The sequence below is a fragment of the Lysobacter sp. GQ73 genome, from assembly GCF_059758755.1.
In genome coordinates this window covers 457,883-475,347 of the sequence record NZ_JCAXEE010000002.1, presented here as the reverse complement: position 1 = coordinate 475,347, position 17,465 = coordinate 457,883, and the positions used below count along the sequence as shown (strand labels likewise).

General features: G+C 65.3%; 12 protein-coding genes. 4 read left to right on the top strand and 8 right to left on the bottom strand.

Annotation, left to right across the window (positions count from 1 at the left end):
* Positions 1-46: 46 nt before the first annotated feature.
* Positions 47-1,864: a peptidoglycan-binding domain-containing protein gene (locus AC6CH2_RS07010; protein ID WP_498268591.1), complete on the bottom strand. Its 1,818-nt coding sequence runs from the start codon at positions 1,862-1,864 to the stop codon at positions 47-49.
* A gap of 26 nt (positions 1,865-1,890) precedes the next feature.
* Complete coding sequence (locus AC6CH2_RS07005) at positions 1,891-2,586, bottom strand: hypothetical protein (RefSeq protein WP_498268590.1); 696 nt, start codon at positions 2,584-2,586, stop codon at positions 1,891-1,893.
* Positions 2,587-3,662: 1,076 nt separating this feature from the next.
* Between AC6CH2_RS07005 and AC6CH2_RS07000 the strand changes: the two genes are divergently transcribed.
* Positions 3,663-4,865: a urate hydroxylase PuuD gene (locus AC6CH2_RS07000; RefSeq protein WP_498268589.1), complete on the top strand. Its 1,203-nt coding sequence runs from the start codon at positions 3,663-3,665 to the stop codon at positions 4,863-4,865.
* A 95-nt stretch (positions 4,866-4,960) separates the two neighbouring features.
* On the opposite strand, the gene AC6CH2_RS06995 is transcribed toward AC6CH2_RS07000, so the two are convergent.
* The 3 genes from AC6CH2_RS06995 to AC6CH2_RS06985 all read right to left on the bottom strand — a co-directional run bounded on the left by AC6CH2_RS06995 (position 4,961) and on the right by AC6CH2_RS06985 (position 10,663).
* On the bottom strand, positions 4,961-7,369 hold the full coding sequence (locus AC6CH2_RS06995) for a TonB-dependent receptor (protein WP_498268588.1): 2,409 nt from the start codon (positions 7,367-7,369) through the stop codon (positions 4,961-4,963).
* A gap of 512 nt (positions 7,370-7,881) precedes the next feature.
* Positions 7,882-8,349, bottom strand: coding sequence for a GNAT family N-acetyltransferase (locus AC6CH2_RS06990; RefSeq protein WP_498268587.1), 468 nt, complete (start codon positions 8,347-8,349; stop codon positions 7,882-7,884).
* Positions 8,350-8,581: 232 nt separating this feature from the next.
* Positions 8,582-10,663 (bottom strand): TonB-dependent siderophore receptor, encoded by a 2,082-nt coding sequence (locus AC6CH2_RS06985; protein ID WP_498268586.1) that lies wholly within the window; start codon positions 10,661-10,663, stop codon positions 8,582-8,584.
* Positions 10,664-10,748: 85 nt separating this feature from the next.
* Here AC6CH2_RS06985 and AC6CH2_RS06980 point away from each other — a divergent pair, with 85 nt between their 5' ends.
* From AC6CH2_RS06980 to AC6CH2_RS06970, 3 genes are read left to right on the top strand one after another with little or no spacing between them, the layout of a single operon-like run.
* Positions 10,749-11,945 (top strand): ABC transporter substrate-binding protein, encoded by a 1,197-nt coding sequence (locus tag AC6CH2_RS06980; protein WP_498268585.1) that lies wholly within the window; start codon positions 10,749-10,751, stop codon positions 11,943-11,945.
* Positions 11,942-13,018: a FecCD family ABC transporter permease gene (locus AC6CH2_RS06975; RefSeq protein WP_498268584.1), complete on the top strand. Its 1,077-nt coding sequence runs from the start codon at positions 11,942-11,944 to the stop codon at positions 13,016-13,018. The genes AC6CH2_RS06980 and AC6CH2_RS06975 overlap by 4 nt, the downstream gene beginning before the upstream one ends.
* A gap of 1 nt (position 13,019) precedes the next feature.
* Positions 13,020-13,997 (top strand): ABC transporter ATP-binding protein, encoded by a 978-nt coding sequence (locus AC6CH2_RS06970; RefSeq protein ID WP_498268583.1) that lies wholly within the window; start codon positions 13,020-13,022, stop codon positions 13,995-13,997.
* Positions 13,998-14,099: 102 nt separating this feature from the next.
* Here AC6CH2_RS06970 and AC6CH2_RS06965 read toward each other — a convergent pair whose 3' ends face one another.
* The 3 genes from AC6CH2_RS06965 to AC6CH2_RS06955 all read right to left on the bottom strand — a co-directional run bounded on the left by AC6CH2_RS06965 (position 14,100) and on the right by AC6CH2_RS06955 (position 17,309).
* Positions 14,100-14,501: a hypothetical protein gene (locus AC6CH2_RS06965; RefSeq protein ID WP_498268582.1), complete on the bottom strand. Its 402-nt coding sequence runs from the start codon at positions 14,499-14,501 to the stop codon at positions 14,100-14,102.
* A gap of 323 nt (positions 14,502-14,824) precedes the next feature.
* On the bottom strand, positions 14,825-16,234 hold the full coding sequence (locus tag AC6CH2_RS06960) for an FAD-binding oxidoreductase (RefSeq protein ID WP_498268581.1): 1,410 nt from the start codon (positions 16,232-16,234) through the stop codon (positions 14,825-14,827).
* Positions 16,215-17,309, bottom strand: a complete 1,095-nt coding sequence (locus AC6CH2_RS06955) for a GNAT family N-acetyltransferase (protein WP_498268580.1) — start codon at positions 17,307-17,309, stop codon at positions 16,215-16,217. Before AC6CH2_RS06955 ends, AC6CH2_RS06960 begins: the two co-directional genes overlap by 20 nt.
* Positions 17,310-17,465 lie beyond the last annotated feature (156 nt).

Sequence of the window (17,465 nt, the reverse complement as noted above, 5' to 3'; positions counted from 1 at the left end):
GCGATGAAACCATGTTGCGGCTCGGTGGTGAGAAATGCTCGTCCGACTACATCTTGGGGCCGCGGTCCGGATCATCCTGACCGCGCTGTCCGGCCTCCTGCGACGATTGCCGATCGCGCTCCTGATTGAAGGCCTGCGCTTCGCGCAAAGTGTCCTGCATCGGCGGGGCCGGGTCGGTGACCGAGATGCCGGTATGAAGGCCCGGGATGTGTGCGCCGACCCAAAGCTTTCCGTTGGCGACGCCGACCGGTCCTATGCTCTCGGCGTCGGGTATGCCGTTGCGTTTGGCCGCCAGCATCGCCGCGGCGACTGTATCGTCCGGTATATCGGCCGCCACGTTTCCGCGGATTTTCGCGAACATCGCTTGGTCGCCCGGCGACAGGCGAACCGCGTCTGCCGTAGGGGTGGTGTTGATGGGAGTGGCCTTCAGCCCCGCCTCCTGCGGGGTTGGCGCGGCCTGCACCGGAGGCGCCGCGGCTAGGCTCGGGGGAGTGTAGCCAGCCTCGCGTGGATTGGCCGCTGCATTCGGATCGGGACGCGCAGCGATGTTGACGTTGGCGACGAAGTCTCGCGCAGGCACGCCCTGCACGTGGTCGGCCGTCCGCTGGATGATCGCCAGACCGGCTTGCGTGTTGATGGCGGCCATCGTCTGTCGATCGGCCATGCCGTTGACCTGATCGATGCCGTGCCAGAGTTGGAAAGCCTGTACCGCCCGCTGCGTGTCGGGGCCGAATACGCCGTCCGCCTTGAGCGGCTGTTTGACGTGATCGTTGATGCCGAGCTGGATCAGGCTCTCTTGCAGCTTCGCGACCTCCGGGCCGCGCTCGCCGAGCTTCAGCGTGCCGTCCGCCACGGCGCTCCGGGTCTGTCGAGGGTCGTCATGCTTGGGTTTCTGTGCGGCGGCGTGCAGGTAGTTCGGAAGGCCGTTTTCGTCGGTCTGCAGCCAATCGTCGCGTTGGGTCGGCGGTTGAAACTGACGAATTTCCCGTAGCGGATCATTAAGATCAATACGTGCCTGTACTGCACTAAGGGTTGTTATGTCGGCAGTCCCGGTAGGTACAAGCTTCTGCTGCCGCTGGAAGTTGATTACCGCTTCCTGCGTGCTTCTTCCGAATTCTCCATCAGCAGCGAGGGTATTCCCATGCGCATCTGTGATCCCGAGGGCACTCAGACTTTCCTGTAAAGCGCGAACATCCGAATTGCGGTCGCCTAAGGCGAGGGAGCGCGGATCAGGAACCGTATACGGAACGCCCTGCCACTTGGTAGGCGCCAGATCCCCGATCGTCACATGCCGCCAGGCTTCGTCGGGCTGCATTCCCTTTTCGACGGCCGATTTGTACTGCGCCCGCATCGTATTGAGTGCTTCGCCAATTTCGGCAGCTGTCGTATGCATTCTGTTGCCATGCTTCTCATAGCGAGCATAGGCATGCCCCGGGTTGTCCGGGTCTTCTACGCTAGCCCATTCCAAGCAGGCGGCCTTCTGAGCATCGTGCAGAGTCGCGCCCTCAGCGCTGACGATGTACCTGTATATATCGATGCGCTTCATCCTGATCAGGTGGTCCGCGAACATTTTCTCCTGATTCTCGGGGGTGTACTTCTCGGAGACATCGAATTTCAGATCTCCGACTGTCATTAGCATTGTTTTTGGAATGACCTGAAATTTGCCAACGGCAAATAGCCTATCCGGATCGCCTGATGGCAGCGCTTGCCGGCGCATGATCTCGGAGATCTGCATCTCAGAGAAATCGATCGCCTCAGTCGCACCAACAATTCTGTTCTTCCCATTGATTACGGTTGTGCCCTTGTTGTACGAGTTGTAGTGTCCTTCTCCTTTGCTGATCAGATCGCCTAATGCATTTCCCATGTCGACGCCTCCCTGCAGTCCTCAACTTACTTCACCGATATTGCCCATTCTTCAACTATTGGCTCTGACCCGTCATGACGCAGCCTCATGATGTCCCCATATGCCTTCACACTCAGGCTTTGGCCATCGTTCGAGAAAGTCATGTAGCAGTAACCATCGTCGGCACAACCGCTGATCTCACGAAAATCGGTACAGACCCGACATACGTCAGCTACCTCTTTTGCCTCACAGCGACTCTTATAGTCATCGCCTACAGTCACCTTCAGGCATTCGTCCTGGCTCGCCGCCGGCTGCCACCCGTCAGCGATCAACGATTTTCGGAAGGGCGCATAAGCCATCCCGGCCTTGTACTTCGAATCCAGCGTCTTAGTCTGTTGGACGGTAGTTACCCCAGCTAGCGCAGGTTTCGGCTCATTTGCTTGTGTAGCAGCATCGCAAGCCGAAAGCCCCCCCACAGCTATCGCGGCAGCGACGGAAAGGTCGCGAAATCTCATCGTCTTATTCTCCATTTGATCTGTGCCCGCTGGCGCAGACTTCGCTTTGACGGATCGCTGCACTGAGGGCTTCCGCTTCGGCTGATACGGCAGTTCCCTGATGGGTGTCGGCCCAAGCTTTTGGATGGCCTGCGAATTAACGACGGCGAGGTCGCGAAACAGTACGGCTTCATGCGCTCGCGCACTCAAGTTGCCGATTGGCGTCCTATTGAGGTGGATATCGATCATCAACTGGTTATGTTCCGGGCTTGGTGCGTACTTATCATAAGCTGAGTGCTGAAGATACTTCTGTCGTCACAGCAATAAGTGGCGTTAGTTTGAAGCTGCCAGTGCCGCCGCTTGAATCATGAGCTCCATCTTTTCCGGAGGGGCCTGCCAAGTATTGATGTCGCCATATGTCGTGATCGAAATTATGTTTGTGTTTCCAGAAAGAGAGAATTGCATCAAGCACAACCCATTTGATGTGCACGACTGTAGCTCAGGCAGTTCGGTGCAGAGATGGCACCAAGAGCCCCCCCTTCTTGGCTATGCACTCTTACTCGTAGCTGCCGACGACATCCTTGTTGCAGGTCTTGCTAACCACCGGGGTCCATCCCCTTTCGAGGAGCAGCGTTCTGGCCTGAAGGTAATTCAGCGATTCAATCGTACTTTCAAGATCGGTCGGGGCGGTGGTCGTCTCGGGTTGATTCGCTGAAATTTTCCGACCGGATGCTGCGCTGCATGCCGATTCGCCGCACTGTTCGCAGGAAGTCGACAGCAGGTCGTGATGGCCGCGAGTGCTGATGAAAATGCGGTGGTCTTGATGTCCATTGGTCCCTTGGGGCTTGCTCCTGCCGCCAGCATCTATCAGATTCCAACGCGCAGTCAATGCTGTTCGTGCCGCGCAGGATCGTCTCTGAACACAAGCGCAAATAGCAGTTGCGCCTCAAAAGGTAATTGCTGCTGATACAAAGAAAAAAGCACATTTAAAGTAGCGCAGGCATCCGCTTTTTAGCGAGATGCAGAGTAATGGATTGTTTGAGTGGTAGTCCTCACTGTTTGGGCGAGGACGCGGATGTGCCGCGTGTGACTCGATGGAGGTCGCCGATTCTCGGGGCACGGGAGGCACTCCGCCGGGATCTGGAACGATGAAGTTCTGCGACTGGTCCGTGCACGCCGCGACCGTGCGCATAGTGAGGCTGCGTGAGTGAACCGCCACTCGGTTCGGAAGTAGCGTTTGCCGGCGATACGAGCAGGAACAGGAAGCGCCCGACGGTCGAGACGGTTCTTTCGATCGTCGGGACAGGGCTAAGGGAGGTCTGTTAATGGTTGACGCGTTGCTCGATTTCGTCGTCGACATCGCCCGCTGGTTGCATGTGCTCGCCGCGGTCGCCTGGATGGGGTTCGGCTTGTGGCTCAGGCGCCTGGCGTTCCGCGCCCGTCCGCTGGTAAGCCCGGACGCCGAGCTGGAGGTCTGGGATACGCATAGCCTGGGTTTCTGGCGGACCACGAAAGTCGCCGCGCCGACGGCTTCGCAGCTCGAAGGCCTGGTCTGGTCGTTCAACCAGATCCGCTGGCTGTTCCTGACCGGCCTGGTGCTGTTCGGCCTCATCTATTACCGGCAGCCCCAGGCCTATCTGCTCGACCCCGGCGTGTTCTCGATGTCCGGGCGGGCGGCCGTTACGTTTTCGTTGCTGGGGCTGGTGGGTGCCCCGTCGATCAACGAGGCCATCAACCGCATTCCGCTCCGGTATCGACGCACTTACGACGGCTTCTGCGCGATCCATGTCCTGGCCTGGGCCTGGGTGTACGCAAACCTGTTTTCGCAGCACGGCGCGATGATCCAGATCGGCGCGATGTTGGGCGTGACCATCACCGCCAATATCCTGTGGTTTCTGTACCCGGCGACGCGCGCAGCGGTCGACGCTCTCGTCCGGGGCGAGCGCCCCGACCCTGCCAGGAAACAACTCTGGGACCGGCGTAACCAGCATTCGTACCTGCTGCCGGCGGTCGTCTTCCTGATGCTGTCGAGCCATATGGGCGCGATGGTGCGGGCCAACGGCCACGCCTTTCTCACGATCGCCGCGGTCCTGGTCCTCAGCGTGGTCTCGCGTTGGGTGCTGGAGGCGACGCACCGCAACGGCGGCGTCATGCCTGCGCGAATTCGCTGGCTCACCGCCTGTGCGGCGCTGGCGGCAGGCATCGGAGCAGGCTGGCTCGCCTGGGCGCGGCATCAGGATCCGGTTCCTGACGAGGCCACACCCGCGGCCGCAATCGACAGGCGCCCCTTGCGCGCGCAAGAGATCGTCCTGCGCCGTTGCGCCGCCTGCCATGCTGCGCAACCCAGTTTTCCGGGCGTGGCCGCGCCGCCTCGCGGAATCGTGTTTACCTCCGAGACTTTGCCTGGCTATGCCGGCCAGATCGCGGTCGCGGTGGGCAGCGAACGCATGCCGCCCGGGAACGCCACCGAGATGCTGCCGAGCGAGCGCAAGGTGCTGACCGAATGGGCGAGCGGCCATGTGCGCTGAGCGGTTGCCCCGCAGTACCGGCCGCGTGCAGCGAAGAAGTAGCCGGCACGCGACGCGATGATCCGTCGATCGCGCCGCGTGCGCCTTTCACCGGATCAGAAGTTCAGGCCGATGCTCATGCCGTAGGTGAGCGGCGGCAGGTACTGCGACACCCACAGGTACTGGCCGCCGCCGGCGTTGAAGCGGCCGGCCGCGGTGCGGGTCTTCTCGTCGGTGACGTTCTGCACGTACGCGCTGGCCCACCAGCGCCGCTGCGGCTCCTCGTAGCGCAGCGAGATGTCGCCGCGGCCGTAGGCCTTCTGCCGGTCCTCGGCGCCGAGGTTGAACACGCTGAGCCAGGACTCGGTCTCGTAATGGGCGGTGAGCCGCGGGGTCAGGGTGCCGCCGTTGCCGAGATGGAAGTCGTGTTCCCACATCAGGGTCACGGCGAAGTCGGGTGCGTGCGGCAGATCGTTGCCGCTGACGTTCATGCAATTGCTGATGCCCGACGCCGGCGGGCAGGCCGGAAGGCCTTGGTAGTCGTTGCTGCCCGCGTACAGCAAGGTGCCCAGTTCCTTCTGCGGAATGCCCGACACAGTGAGGTTCAAACGGTCGTTCTCGCCTATCAGCGCCGACAGTTCGCTTTCGTAGCCCCATACCTTCGTGCTGTCGCCGACGTTGCTGAAGCCCAGGCCGCGGTTGCCGTCGGGGAAGGTGACCGGCGCCGACAGTTGGAAGTCCTTGAAGTCCATGTAGTAGAGCGCGCTGTTCCAGGTCAGGCGTCCCTGCATGAAGCTGAATTTGCCGCCGATCTCGTAGTTGGTAAGCTCTTCGTGACCGTAGGTGGCGCCGCCGTCCTGCAGGCCGCCGGATTTGTAACCGGTGGAGGCGCTCGCGTAGATCAGGCCGTTGTCGCCGACGTCGAAGTCGGTGCGCAGCAACCAAGTGGTCTGGCTGTGGCTGTACTTGCCGTCGTTGACGGTGGAGACGTTGAAGCCGTTGCTCGGGCTCGGGATCGTGCCGGTGGAGATCGGCACCTGCGGCACCGCCGGGTTGTAGGCCCAGCCCCAGCCGCGCCCCCCGACGTTGCGTTTCCGATCGTCGGTGTAGCGCACGCCGGCGGTCAGGCGCCAGGCGTCGTTGACGTTCCAGGTGGCCTGGCCGAAGCCGGCATAGGAGTCGACCGTTTCCTTGGGCTGGATGAACGAGCCCTGCCAGGCCACCGTGCCCTGTTGAGTGCCGTTGAACAGCGGAATGTCGAAACGCATCGAGTTGTCTTCGGTGGCGTAGTACAGGCCGACGATCCAGTCGACGGTGTTGTCGCCGGTCGAGGCCAGATTGAACTCGTGCGAACTGCTTTCGTACTTCGACTTGTTGGTGCGGTCCTCCTGGAACGTCGCGCCGGTGGTGAAGCTGGTCGGCACCTGCACGCCGCTGTCCTGGTCGTAGGTCGACGCGCCGTCGAGCCGGGAGAATCCGGCGATGTAGCTCAGGCGCACGCCGTCGTTGATGTCCCAATCCATGCGGCTGCGCAACGCATAGGCGTCGCGGTCGATGTAGGGCGCGGTGTCGATCAGCGCCGACCAGAAATCCTGCCCGGGCCTGGGCCGCTGCATCAGGTTCATGCTCGGCGTGCCGCGGTCGCGAAAGTACTCGAGCGCCAGGTTCCAGGCGAAGGCCTCGCTGGGTTGCCAGAGCGCGCTGACGCGCACGGCCGCCTGATCCTGTGCGTTGTACTTGTCGCCGCGGGTGACGAACAGGTTCGCATTGATCGGCTGGAACAGAGCGGGGTCGCCGCCCGAAGCGGCGTATGCGGCGCGTTGCGCGTCCACGTTGGGCAGCTGGGCGGAGGGATTTTGATAGTCCACGTAACCGTCGTGTTGCTCCTGAGCGAACGCCACGCGCATCGCGAACGTATCGCTGATCGGCAGGTTGACCGCGCCGCGCGCGCCGAGGGCGTTGTAGTTGCCGATCGACAGCTGCGCGTTGCCGAAGAAACTGCCGATCTCCGGCTTGGCGGTCTGGAAATTGACCGCGCCGACTGTCGAGTTGCGCCCCCACAAGGTGCCCTGCGGCCCGCGCAGCACTTCCGCGCTTTCGATGTCCAGCAGCAGGCCGGCGGCGGCTTCGGCGCGGGGCGAGTACACCCCGTCGACGAAGATCGCCACCTCCGGGTCGGCGTATTCGGTCTTGGCCTGGTCGTTGCCGATGCCGCGCAAGGTCACGGTGATGACGTCGTGGTCGCCCTGGCGGGTGGCCTGCATGCTCGGCACCAGCTTGGTGATGTCCTGCACGGTCATCACCCGCTCTTTGCCGAGCGTTTCGGCGTTGATCGCGCTGATCGCCACCGGCGTCTTCTGCAGCGGCGTTACCCGCTTGGTGCCGGTGACGACCACCGAGTCCAGGGTCTTGGGCGCGCCGGTTTCGCCGGATGGTTCGTCCGGCGCCTGATCGTTGGGTGAGGCCATCGCGCCGCCGGAAGCGAGCGCTAAAAACACCGCGGTATAGAGAAGCGAATACTTCATCTTTAACCCCCCAGGGTTGGTCTTGCGGTTGTTGGCTGTCCTCGGGACAAACGGCCCCGGACACGCTCTCGGCTGGTGCGAGGCGGAGCGTGCACACCTATGACAGCGCTGTCAACGAAGGCGACAAAGCGCGCCGCAGTCATGTTTCCGGCGAGCGGAAACAGACGGGCGGCCGTGAACTCGCGTTCGCCGCAACGCAGCAAAATTAGATCGAGACACTCCGATAGAAGTCTCAAAAAAATGTCCGCAATCGGGACATCGCGCTCGTCCGTAACTACGCGAGTTGCCCGGTCGAAGACAATGCGCGCAATCGCAGCGATCAGGTCTTTTCGACTCGTCCAGGACAATTCGCCTTGGCATCCGGCGGTTGCGCGGATGACGCCGCGGGTATCGGTTGTAAGAGCGCGACGAGCGTCAAAATGTCCACGGGACAATCGGCTCGGGGCCGACGACGCGAGCATGACCAGGCGTTTCGCGAATGCGAACGGGCTCGTCTGCGCCGGTGATGCGGCTCAGGGAATGGCGATCCGCATGACCGGCACCGTCGGTCCCAGAGACGTCGTCTGTTCGCCGACGATGGTGAAGCCGACCGCGCGATAGAAGTCCACCGCCGCCGGCCCCGCGACGACGCGAAGGCTGTGCACCCCACGACGCGCCAATTCCAATTCGACCGCGCCGAAGATCGACCGCCCGAGCCCGCGTCGCCAGTGAGCGGGATCGACGAACATGCCGTCGAGTTCGGCATGGCCGTTCTCGACCAGGTAGGAGGCGAATGCGACCGGTACGCCGGCGCTTTCCGCCAATACGACTTGGCCGGAAGCGAACAAGCGAACGTCGAGATCGATGTGCCCGGGTTCTTCCATCAACCGGCGCAGCACTTCGCCCGTCTCGACCGCGAGCGATGCCCGCCGCATGACCTCGATGAGCGCGGGTCGGTCGCCCGGCAGGGCCCGGCGGATATGGATGACGGTATCGGCCATGGGTCTCTCAGGCAAAACGGAGCGGCCCGGTGGTTCCGCTGTGGCCGCGGCGCGCAGCCAGTTCGGTCTCGCGGCGGACCATCACCGGCGTCCAGGCCCTGGTCGATTCTATCGGAGCGCTTGGGCGGGCGCCGTCTCCGGGCGTCGGTCGCGGCCGCGCGGAATTGGCGACGGCCGCTCCCGCAATGGACGAGCAAGGCGTTGCGAAGACTCGCCGATGTCCAGGCCTGCGCTACCAGCGCTTGGTCAGCGTCAGCCGGACCGAGCGCGGCGCCTGCGGGTAGAGTTGCGAGAAGCCGCCGGTGATGTAGTAACGCTCGTCGGTGACGTTGTCCACGTTGAGCAACAAGTCGAGATGCTCGTCGAAGGCGTAACGCGCATTCAAGTCGAGCCGTGTGTAGGACGGCAGGAAGAAACCGTTGGAGGTCGTGGCCGCCTGCTTACCGCCGTGGAATACGCCGCCGCCGACGGTAAGGCCGGACAGTGCGCCGTCGAAGGTCCACGACGTCCACACGCTGGCCTGATGGCGCGGCACGCCGGCCAGGCGATTGCCCACGATCGATGCATTGGTGTCTTGCAGGATGCTCGCGTCGGTGAAGGCATAGGAAGCGACCAGCGTCCATGCGTCCGACGGGCGCATCGACACCTCGGCCTCGATGCCGCGCGAGCGCAGTTCGCCGGCCTGGATCACGAAGTTCCAGTCGACCGGGTCGGACACCACCGCGTCGGTCTTGCGCAGATCGAATGCCGACACGGTGGCCTCCATGCGGCCGTCCATCAGGATCGATTTCACGCCGATCTCGGCCTGCTCGCCGCGGGTCGGCTTGGGAATGATCCCGCGTTCCAGCAGCCCCGCATCGGCTTCGTTGCGGAACGAGCGCGCCCAACTCGCATAGAAGGACAGATCGGGCGTCGCCAGATAGGACAGGCCGGCGCGCGGCGAGAACGGCCGGTCGCGGCGGGTGACGGCGGGGTCGACGCCGCCGGTGTAGAACGACAGCGTGTCGGTGCGCTCGTAGCGTCCGCCGAGCAACAGGCGCCAGCGCTTCCAGGACATCTCGTCCTGGAGGTACAGCGCGGCGGTATCGAACTCGTAGCGGCTGTCGCCGGTGTCGAGATAGTCGCGGGGCCTGGCGCCGTGTACCGGCCGGTAGAGATCGATCGGGTTGCCGTAGGCGATCTTGCCGTCGAGGTACGCCAGCCGGTCGATGCTGCGCTCGGCGCCGATCAGCAGGCGATGGCGGATCGGCCCGGTGCGCAGGCTGCCGTAGAGCTCGGCCTGCGCGGTCGCGTCTTTCTGCCGCTCGCGGTAGGCGACGAAATTGCGATTGACCGTAGTGCCGCTGAGCAGCGGGAAACCGTAGTTGAAGAACTCCTCGTGCGGCACTTCGACGTCGGACCAGAACGCCCCCAGGCGCAGGCGCCAGTCGGCGCCCAGCAGGCGATCGAACTCCAGGCTGCCGTTCCATTGCTCCTTGCGGATGCGCATGAAGGCCTCGCCGTAGTTGCGGTCCGGCGGAACCCGCAGGAACAAGGGGCTGTTGCCGAGCCCGCGATCGAACGCGGCGTCGCGTGCCAGGTACTCCAGGCGCGCGAGCAGCCGGGTGGCGTCGTCCGGCCGCCACTCCAGGGCCGGCGAGACGAAGCTCTGGCGGTTGTCGATGCCGTCGCGGAAGCTGCCGGCGTCTTCATGGGCCAGGTTCAGCCGGCCCAGCAAGGTGCCGTCGGCCGTCAGGCGCCCGCCCAGGTCCATGCCCAAGCGCAGGTAGTCGTCGGAGCCCGCGGTGACCGAAGCCTCGGCACCGAAGCTGTCGCGGGGGCGCTTGGAAACGAAATTGATCACGCCGCCGGGTTCGAAGCGGCCATACAGCGCCGATGCCGGGCCCTTCAGTACCTCGATGCTCTCCACGCCCTGCAGCTCGATCTCCGGCTGGGACAGGCTTTGGCGAAAACCGTCGCGCAAGGTGCTGATGGCCTGGAAGCCGCGGATCCGGAAGCGCTGGTTGCCGGAGAACCCGATGGTGCGCTGCACGCCGCCGATGGTCTCGGCGGCCTGGCCGATGTTGGACACGTTGCGCAGGTCCAGCAGTTCGCGCGGCACCACGTTCACCGAGAACGGCGTCTCCAGCAACGCAGCGCCGGTCTTGGTCGCCGTTTCTCCGGGAATCCGGCCCAGTGGACGCCCGTAAACCGTCACCGCGTCCAGGTCGGTCGCCGCATCGGCAGTGCCGGGTTGTTGAGCCGAGGCGGGAGCGGCGGCGGCAAGGGCCAGCACCAGCGGCGGGAACGCCGCCGTCGTCAGGGGGTTGCGCATGGAGGGACTCGAAGCCTTTAATAAAACGATATAACATTCCATCACAGTTTGGGGTCTAGTGGCTCCATGTCGATGGGGGGATCCGATGAATCACTGCTCGTACGGGCTCGGCGTGGCATTGGCAGCGGTGCTGCTGTGCGGCTGCGATCGCACCGCACCGGCGGCCGACGCGACCGCCGCTGCGGTCGCCGAGGTCGGCCAGCCGATTCCTTTGCGCCACGCGCAGCGCCTGACGCTGGAGCGCCGCGGCGGCTTCGTCGTCGCACGCTTCATGCCGCCGCCGTATTCGGCGCAGGCCGGGGGCGAGCGGCCGGCGACGGTCGTGCTGGCCCCGGCGGACGGCCCTGCGCCGGCGTTGCGCGGCGACCTGCGCGAGGCCACGGTGATCCGCACTCCGGTGGCCCGGGTCGCGACCAATGCCGGGTCCGACGAAGCCTTCCTGGGCCAGCTCGGGGTCAAGGACCGGCTGGTGGCGGTGGGCGGTCTGGGGTCGTACGACGACGACATCCGCCGCAAGGCCAAGGCCGGGGAGATCGGCCAGGTCGGCTACAACTGGCACTCGCCGCCGAACCTCGACGTGCTGCTGGTCGCCAAGCCCGACGTGTTTCTCATGCGCGTTAGCGATCCCGCGCATACGCCGGTGCTCGACCGCGCGCGATCGCTCGGACTGGCGGTGCTGCCGACTTTGGCCGAGGAGGAATCGAGCTATCTGGCGCGCGCCGAATGGATTCGTTTGTACGGCATCCTCACCGGCACCGAAGCCCGGGCCGAACAGATCTTCGCCGAAGTGGAAGCGCGGGTGGCCGAGCTGAAAACGCTGGCCGCGAACCGGCCGAAGACCCGGGTGCTATGGGCCTATCCGAACGGTGCCGACCGGTGGATCGCCACGGTGCGAGGCATCGAGGCCAGCTACATCGGCGATGCCGGAGGCATCAACCTGATGGCGCGCGCGCAAGCGCCGGGCCGGGATTCGGCCGACATCGTATCGACCGAGGCGATCCTGCCGCTGGGCGAGCAGGCCGATGTCTGGCTGATCGGCGACATCCATGCGGTGCCGCCGCGCAATTCGACCATCGAGCCGGGCTTTCGGGCGTGGCGCGAGCGGCGTCTGTTCGGCAACACCGGCCGCACGGCGGCGAGGGAGAACGCGTACGACTGGTACCAGACCGCGCTGGTGCGACCCGACTGGGTGCTGTCGGACTTCGTCAAGGCGCTGCACCCCGAGCTGGTCGACGAGCCGTTCCGGTTCTTGAAGCCTTTGCCGCAGGGAAGTTACCAATGAGCGCGGCATCTTTGCCGATGCCGTCGCCCGCGCATCGCCGCTCGCCGATGCCTTACCTCGCCGTGGCCGCGTTGCTGGTCGTCCTGGGCTTGGCGCTGATCGCGAGCCTGGCGGTGGGCCAGGTGGTGCTGTCGCCGTCGCAGGTCGTGCGGGCCCTGGCCGAGTTCGGTACGGCCAGCAACGAATCGCGCATCGTCTTGGAGCTGCGCCTGCCTCGCGTGTTGGCGGCGCTCGCCGGCGGCAGCGCGCTGGGTTTGGCCGGACTGTTGATGCAGACCTTGTTCCGCAATCCCCTGGCCGACACCTGGTCGCTCGGGTTGATGGCCGGCGGCCAGTTCGGCGCGGCGCTGGTGGTGGTGGCCGGCGCGGTCGTCGGCCCGGCGGCATTGGAGATGATCGCCTGGCTGGACGGGGTGGGCATCGTCGCCGGCTCGGTCCTGGGCATGTCGGGCGTCGCCCTGTCGATGGTGTCGATGGCGCGCCGCGTCAGCACGATCACCCTGCTCGTGCTCGGCCTGATGCTGGGCTTCCTGGCGCAGGGCCTGATCAGCGTGCTGTTGCACTTCACCAACCGGACCCAGTCCCGCGTCTTCTCTTCCTGGAACGATGCGACCTTCGCATCGATCGTCTGGCCGGACTTCGCCACCCTGCTGCCGCCGCTGCTGATCGGGCTGGGCCTGGCGGTCTGGCTCGCCAAGCCGCTGACCGCGCTATTGCTCGGCGAAACCTATGCCGAAAGCCTCGGCGTCAACGTGCCGCGGCTGCGGCGCCTGGTGCTCGCGGCGACCATCCTGCTGGCCGCGCCGGTGACCGCGTTCTGCGGCCCGGTCGCGTTCGTCGGCCTGATCACGCCGCATCTGGCGCGCGGGCTGGTCGGTTCGGCGCGCATCGGCGCGTTGATCCCGGCCACCCTGCTGCTGGGCGGGCTGCTCGCGCTCGTGGCCGACCTGGTGGTGCATCTGCCATGGAACCAGCACTTCCTGCATCTGAACGCGATCCTGGCCATTCTCGGTGCGCCGGTGGTGATCGTGCTGTTGCTCAACTCGCGCAGCCTGCGCGCCGAGGGGGCCTGACGTGTTGAGCACCACCGAGCTGGGCATCGGCTACGGCCGCAAGACCGTGGCGACGCTGCCGCCGACCACGGTGAAGGCCGGCGAATTCGTCTGCCTGCTGGGCCGCAACGGGCAGGGCAAGTCGACCCTGCTGCGCACCCTGGGCGGGTTTCTGGCGCCCACCGCCGGCGAGGTGCGCTTGAACGGCGTGGCGGTCCGCGCGTTGCGTGGAGCCGCACGCGCCCACCGTATCGCCGTGGTGTTGACCGAACGCCCGCAGATCGGCGCTTTGAGCGTGACCGACCTGGTCGAGATCGGCCGCCAGCCGTACACCGGCTGGGCCGGCGTGCTGACCGTCCGGGACCGCAGCATCGCCGCCGATGCGTTGGCCCAGGTCGGCGGCGCGCATCTGGCGTCCCGCTCCGTCGACAGCCTCAGCGACGGAGAGCGCCAGCGCGTCATGATCGCGCGCGCCTTGGCCCAGCAGCCCGACCTGATGCTGCTCGACGAGATCACCGCCTTCCTCGACCTGCCCAGCCGCGTCACGATCATCGACATGCTGCGCCGCATCGCCGCGGAGCAAGGCATGGCGATCGTGCTGTCGAGTCACGATCTGGAACTGTCGCTGCAGACGGCCGACCGGTTGTGGTTGCTGCCGGGCCAGGGCCGTTTCGTCGATGGCACGCCGGAGGACGTCGCCCTGTCCGGGGCGATCGGCGAGGCGTTCGATCAGCAGAACATCGCCTTCTCGCTGCGTTCCGGCCGATTCGAAAGCGCGGTCGCCTCGGACCGGACCGTGCAGGTCGAAGGCAGCGACCTGGCGACCGAGTGGTTGGTCCGCTCCCTGCGCCGGCGCGGCTACGGCGTGACGACCGATCCCGGCGAGGCCACGCATCGCATCGCCGCGTTGGCGGACGGGCGATGGATGATCGACGGACGTCATCGGGCCGCCTCGATCGCGGCAGTATTGGAGGCGGTCTCGGCGGCTCCGCCTTCGTAGCCGAGCGTGTAGACCGCGCTTCAGTCTCGGCGCCGCCGTCGAAACGCGCGGCGGCGCGGGGCCGGGCATCGGAGCATCGGTAGGGCTATCGACGCCTGAGGCTCACCCCAGGTACTGGAGGGTGAAATCCATCTCGACGTTATTGCCGCTGATCGGCCCGGGCTTGTCGAGTCGGTACCGGTCGCTGTCGCTGACGTAGCCGCCGTCGCTATCGCGGCCTTGGAAGGGGTCCAGCCAGCGCACCGACACCGAGTTCTGCGACTGGTCGAGAATGTTGTAGCTCACCGAGCCTTCCGTACCGCTCATGTACTGGTCGGACTCGGACTTCCATTCGCCCTTGTCTCCGGACTTGATCAGGGGCGGCGGGTAATCGTCCCATTTTCCGTGCGGCAAGCTTTCCGAATTCTGGTTGAGTTGCAGATCGTAGGGGGTGTTGTTCTTCAGCGTGACGACGACCGAGCGCGCGGCGTCCTTGGACTGCTTTTGGGAGCTGAAATCCGACATGGCTGCTGTCTCCTGTGGGGTCGATAACGCTGCGGTGGGCCGCGGCATCGGCGAGTCCGGCCCGATCCGGCCCGAACGTTGCCTGGACGAATGGAAACACCGGCCGAGCGCAATGTGGCTCACGAATATTCATTCTGTGATCGCGTGAGCCCGATCGGGCTCCGCAGCCTGTGGCGGAGCGATGAATTGGCCGCCGGCGTTCGGAGCCAGCGGCGGCAGCGTCGGCTCAGTGGCATAGACCAGGCAATCCGCACCTTCGTCCAGCTATTCAGCGACTCGCCGACCGTATCGCAGCGGCAGCGGCGAGGTGGAACTTGGCGCATTCAATCCAGCACGGCCAGGCGGTCCGCCTGCATCCGTCCGCTCCAGCCCCGCGCCGGATCGTGAAACAGATCGTCGGGGTCATGGCGCGCCCGCAGTGCGCGTAACCGGGCCCAGGCTCGGCTGGAATAGCAGCGATGGAGGGTACGGCCTCGCTCCTCCAGGTCGAATTCGTTGATGTAGCAGCCGTTCGAATGCGGCTCCAGAGCGTCGTAGAGAGACTTCAGCCAGAGACGGTTGGCCTCGTCGTCGGGCTCCTCGTTCCACTGGGCATAGGTGGAGACGAAGAATTTTCCTGACACCGAGAACGCTGCGTCGGGGTATTCGCAAGCAGGCCGCGGAACGACGAGCGCCCGGGTCGACCGCGACGGCTGGCGCGGCAGGTGATCGAGCAAAATCCGCGCGGTCTCCGCCGCCTCGTCGGTCAGCACGTTGTCCGCGCGATACCGCCGGGACTGCATCATCGCGTCGGTCTGGCGGTAGATCGCCTCGAAATCCACGGTCTGTTCGACCGGAGCCGGATCGTGAAACACGCACGACAGGCGCGACTGCAACTGGCGATGCAGTCCGGCGGCCTCGTCCTCGCGGTCGCAGAAGGCGGTCGCGCTGAGCACCACGCTCACGCCTTCGGGGGCGGTTCCGTCCAGCACCAGCATCGACTGCAGGCGGGGGTCGGACGGCGGAGCCGAGAGCGTCGCCATCGCCGGGCCGAGCGCCGCGGACGGAAGGCGGTAACTGCGGTTGATCATCGCTCTCGGCATCGGCCAGCAACGCAGGTAGAACTTCGTCGCCACGAAGAACGAACAAGGCCCTGCGCCTCGGGCGGCCCATAACAGATCGCTGTTCTCGCGTTCGTCGGCATGCAGGATTTCTCCGTCGGCGGTTACCACATCGATGGCGACCAGATTGAAAACGCTCATGCCGCCCCAGGCGTCGCAGTTGATGCCCAGGCCGCCTCCCAGCAGGAAACCGCCGAGACCCACGCCGCCGCCGTGGCCGGTCGGAAACGCCAGACCGAAAGCGGAGAGCGCCCGAGTCAGCTGCGCGCCGGTGACGCCGGGGCCGACCACCGCCAGGCGCTGGTCCGGCACGATCTCCAATTCGTTGAGCAGCGACAGGTCGAGCAGGATGCCGTCTTGCTGCAGGAAGCAACCGGCATAGCTGTGGCCGCTGCCCTTGACGCTCACGCCAAGGCCGTGGGTGCGCGCGAAGAGCAGCGAGTGGACCACGTCGGCGACCGACGTGGCCCGGATGATGTATTCCGGATAGCGCTCGAACCTGCGTCCGTTCCAGGCGGCATTGCAGTGCCAGCTCGCGTACTCGGCGTGATGCCGGGACCTGACCTTGCAGTCGAGACTGCGCGAGAACACCCGGTAATCGTCGGGCGACGACCTATGCTGAAGCGTTTCCATGGCGGATTACCTCCGGGACAGGGGCGGCAGGCACATGCATTTCCGGCGCGGCGTTCGCCGGCTCGCGGGTCAGGGCGAACAGCGGCAAGGGCTTCAGGCCCAGCCTGAGCTTGATGCGTTCGTTCAAGCGGCCGGCTTCGACGACCGGAATGGCGCGGTCGAAGGCGTGCCGGTACAGGTGGGCGAAGCTGATCGTGTAGGGACTGAAGTCGGTCCGGTCGTAGCGCATCCCGGCGGACCATATGCACAGTGCGTCCCGGTCCACGAAGCAGATCAGGCCGCCCGCCAGCTCCCCGCCCTGTTCGACCAGGCACAGGCGCACCAGGCCGCCGCAGGCGCGGACGAATCCCGCCAGGACGGCTGCGGGAAAATACTGAGGCGTTCCGTATCTCGCCGTGGTTTGCTGGCATAGCCGGGCCAACTGGTCGAGCCGGCCGTCGAACGGCGGCTCCAGCAGGCCGACCGTGGCCTCGCTCTCGGCGAACCGGCGCAGCTGACGCTTCATTTCGCGGCGCCCATCGGTGGGCAAGGCGGCGACGAGCGAGGCGAAGTCCGCATGCCCGCGAAGGTCGAGGCGATACCGATCGACCATATGGCGCGCGGTCAGGCCTCGACTCGCCGCGTGTTCGATCAGGTGTCCGTCGGCGACGTTCAGAAAGCCGAAGTACCGCGCCTGCTCGCTTTTCGCCACCATCGCGAGTCGGTCCAGCATGGCCGGCAGTACTTCGCCGATGCGGATCGTCGAGACGAGACGGCTGTCGAAACAGTGCATGACGTGGCTGAACAGTCCGAGCTGGCCATCCTGGCCCGACAGGCCGGCCTTCGCGGCGAGCAGGCCGAACGGATCGACGACCGCCACCCGCTGCAGATAAGCCGGCATGAACGCGACGAGACGCCCCCGATCGCGGGCCAGGAGATAGTAGGTCTGCAGGACTTCCAGCAACGGCGATCGCTCGGCGGCCTCGAGAAACCGCCAGTCGTAGAAGAACGACGCGCCGCTCGCCTCGTAGAGCGATTGATAGTCGCCGCGATCGATATCCGCCAGCGATCTCGCGATTTCAACGGTGACCGACATCGCGCACCCTCCCCCGTTGCTGAATCCATTTCTGCGATCGCTCGCTCCCGCAGGGAGCGAACGGAGAGTATCCGTCCGGCCCGGCGCCAGGGACGCGCGCCGGGCTTCCATCGTTGGCGCAGACCGCTGCGCTACACAGGATCGGTTGGTTTCGCG

Coding starts and splice junctions, on each gene's coding strand:
- AC6CH2_RS07000 (WP_498268589.1), top strand. CDS start 3,663: ATGGTTGACGCGTTGCTCGATTTCGTCGTCGACATCGCCCGCTGGTTG.
- AC6CH2_RS06965 (WP_498268582.1), bottom strand. CDS start 14,501: ATGTCGGATTTCAGCTCCCAAAAGCAGTCCAAGGACGCCGCGCGCTCG.
- AC6CH2_RS06990 (WP_498268587.1), bottom strand. CDS start 8,349: ATGGCCGATACCGTCATCCATATCCGCCGGGCCCTGCCGGGCGACCGA.
- AC6CH2_RS06975 (WP_498268584.1), top strand. CDS start 11,942: ATGAGCGCGGCATCTTTGCCGATGCCGTCGCCCGCGCATCGCCGCTCG.
- AC6CH2_RS06960 (WP_498268581.1), bottom strand. CDS start 16,234: ATGGAAACGCTTCAGCATAGGTCGTCGCCCGACGATTACCGGGTGTTC.
- AC6CH2_RS07010 (WP_498268591.1), bottom strand. CDS start 1,864: ATGGGAAATGCATTAGGCGATCTGATCAGCAAAGGAGAAGGACACTAC.
- AC6CH2_RS07005 (WP_498268590.1), bottom strand. CDS start 2,586: ATGATCGATATCCACCTCAATAGGACGCCAATCGGCAACTTGAGTGCG.
- AC6CH2_RS06985 (WP_498268586.1), bottom strand. CDS start 10,663: ATGCGCAACCCCCTGACGACGGCGGCGTTCCCGCCGCTGGTGCTGGCC.
- AC6CH2_RS06980 (WP_498268585.1), top strand. CDS start 10,749: ATGAATCACTGCTCGTACGGGCTCGGCGTGGCATTGGCAGCGGTGCTG.
- AC6CH2_RS06955 (WP_498268580.1), bottom strand. CDS start 17,309: ATGTCGGTCACCGTTGAAATCGCGAGATCGCTGGCGGATATCGATCGC.
- AC6CH2_RS06995 (WP_498268588.1), bottom strand. CDS start 7,369: ATGAAGTATTCGCTTCTCTATACCGCGGTGTTTTTAGCGCTCGCTTCC.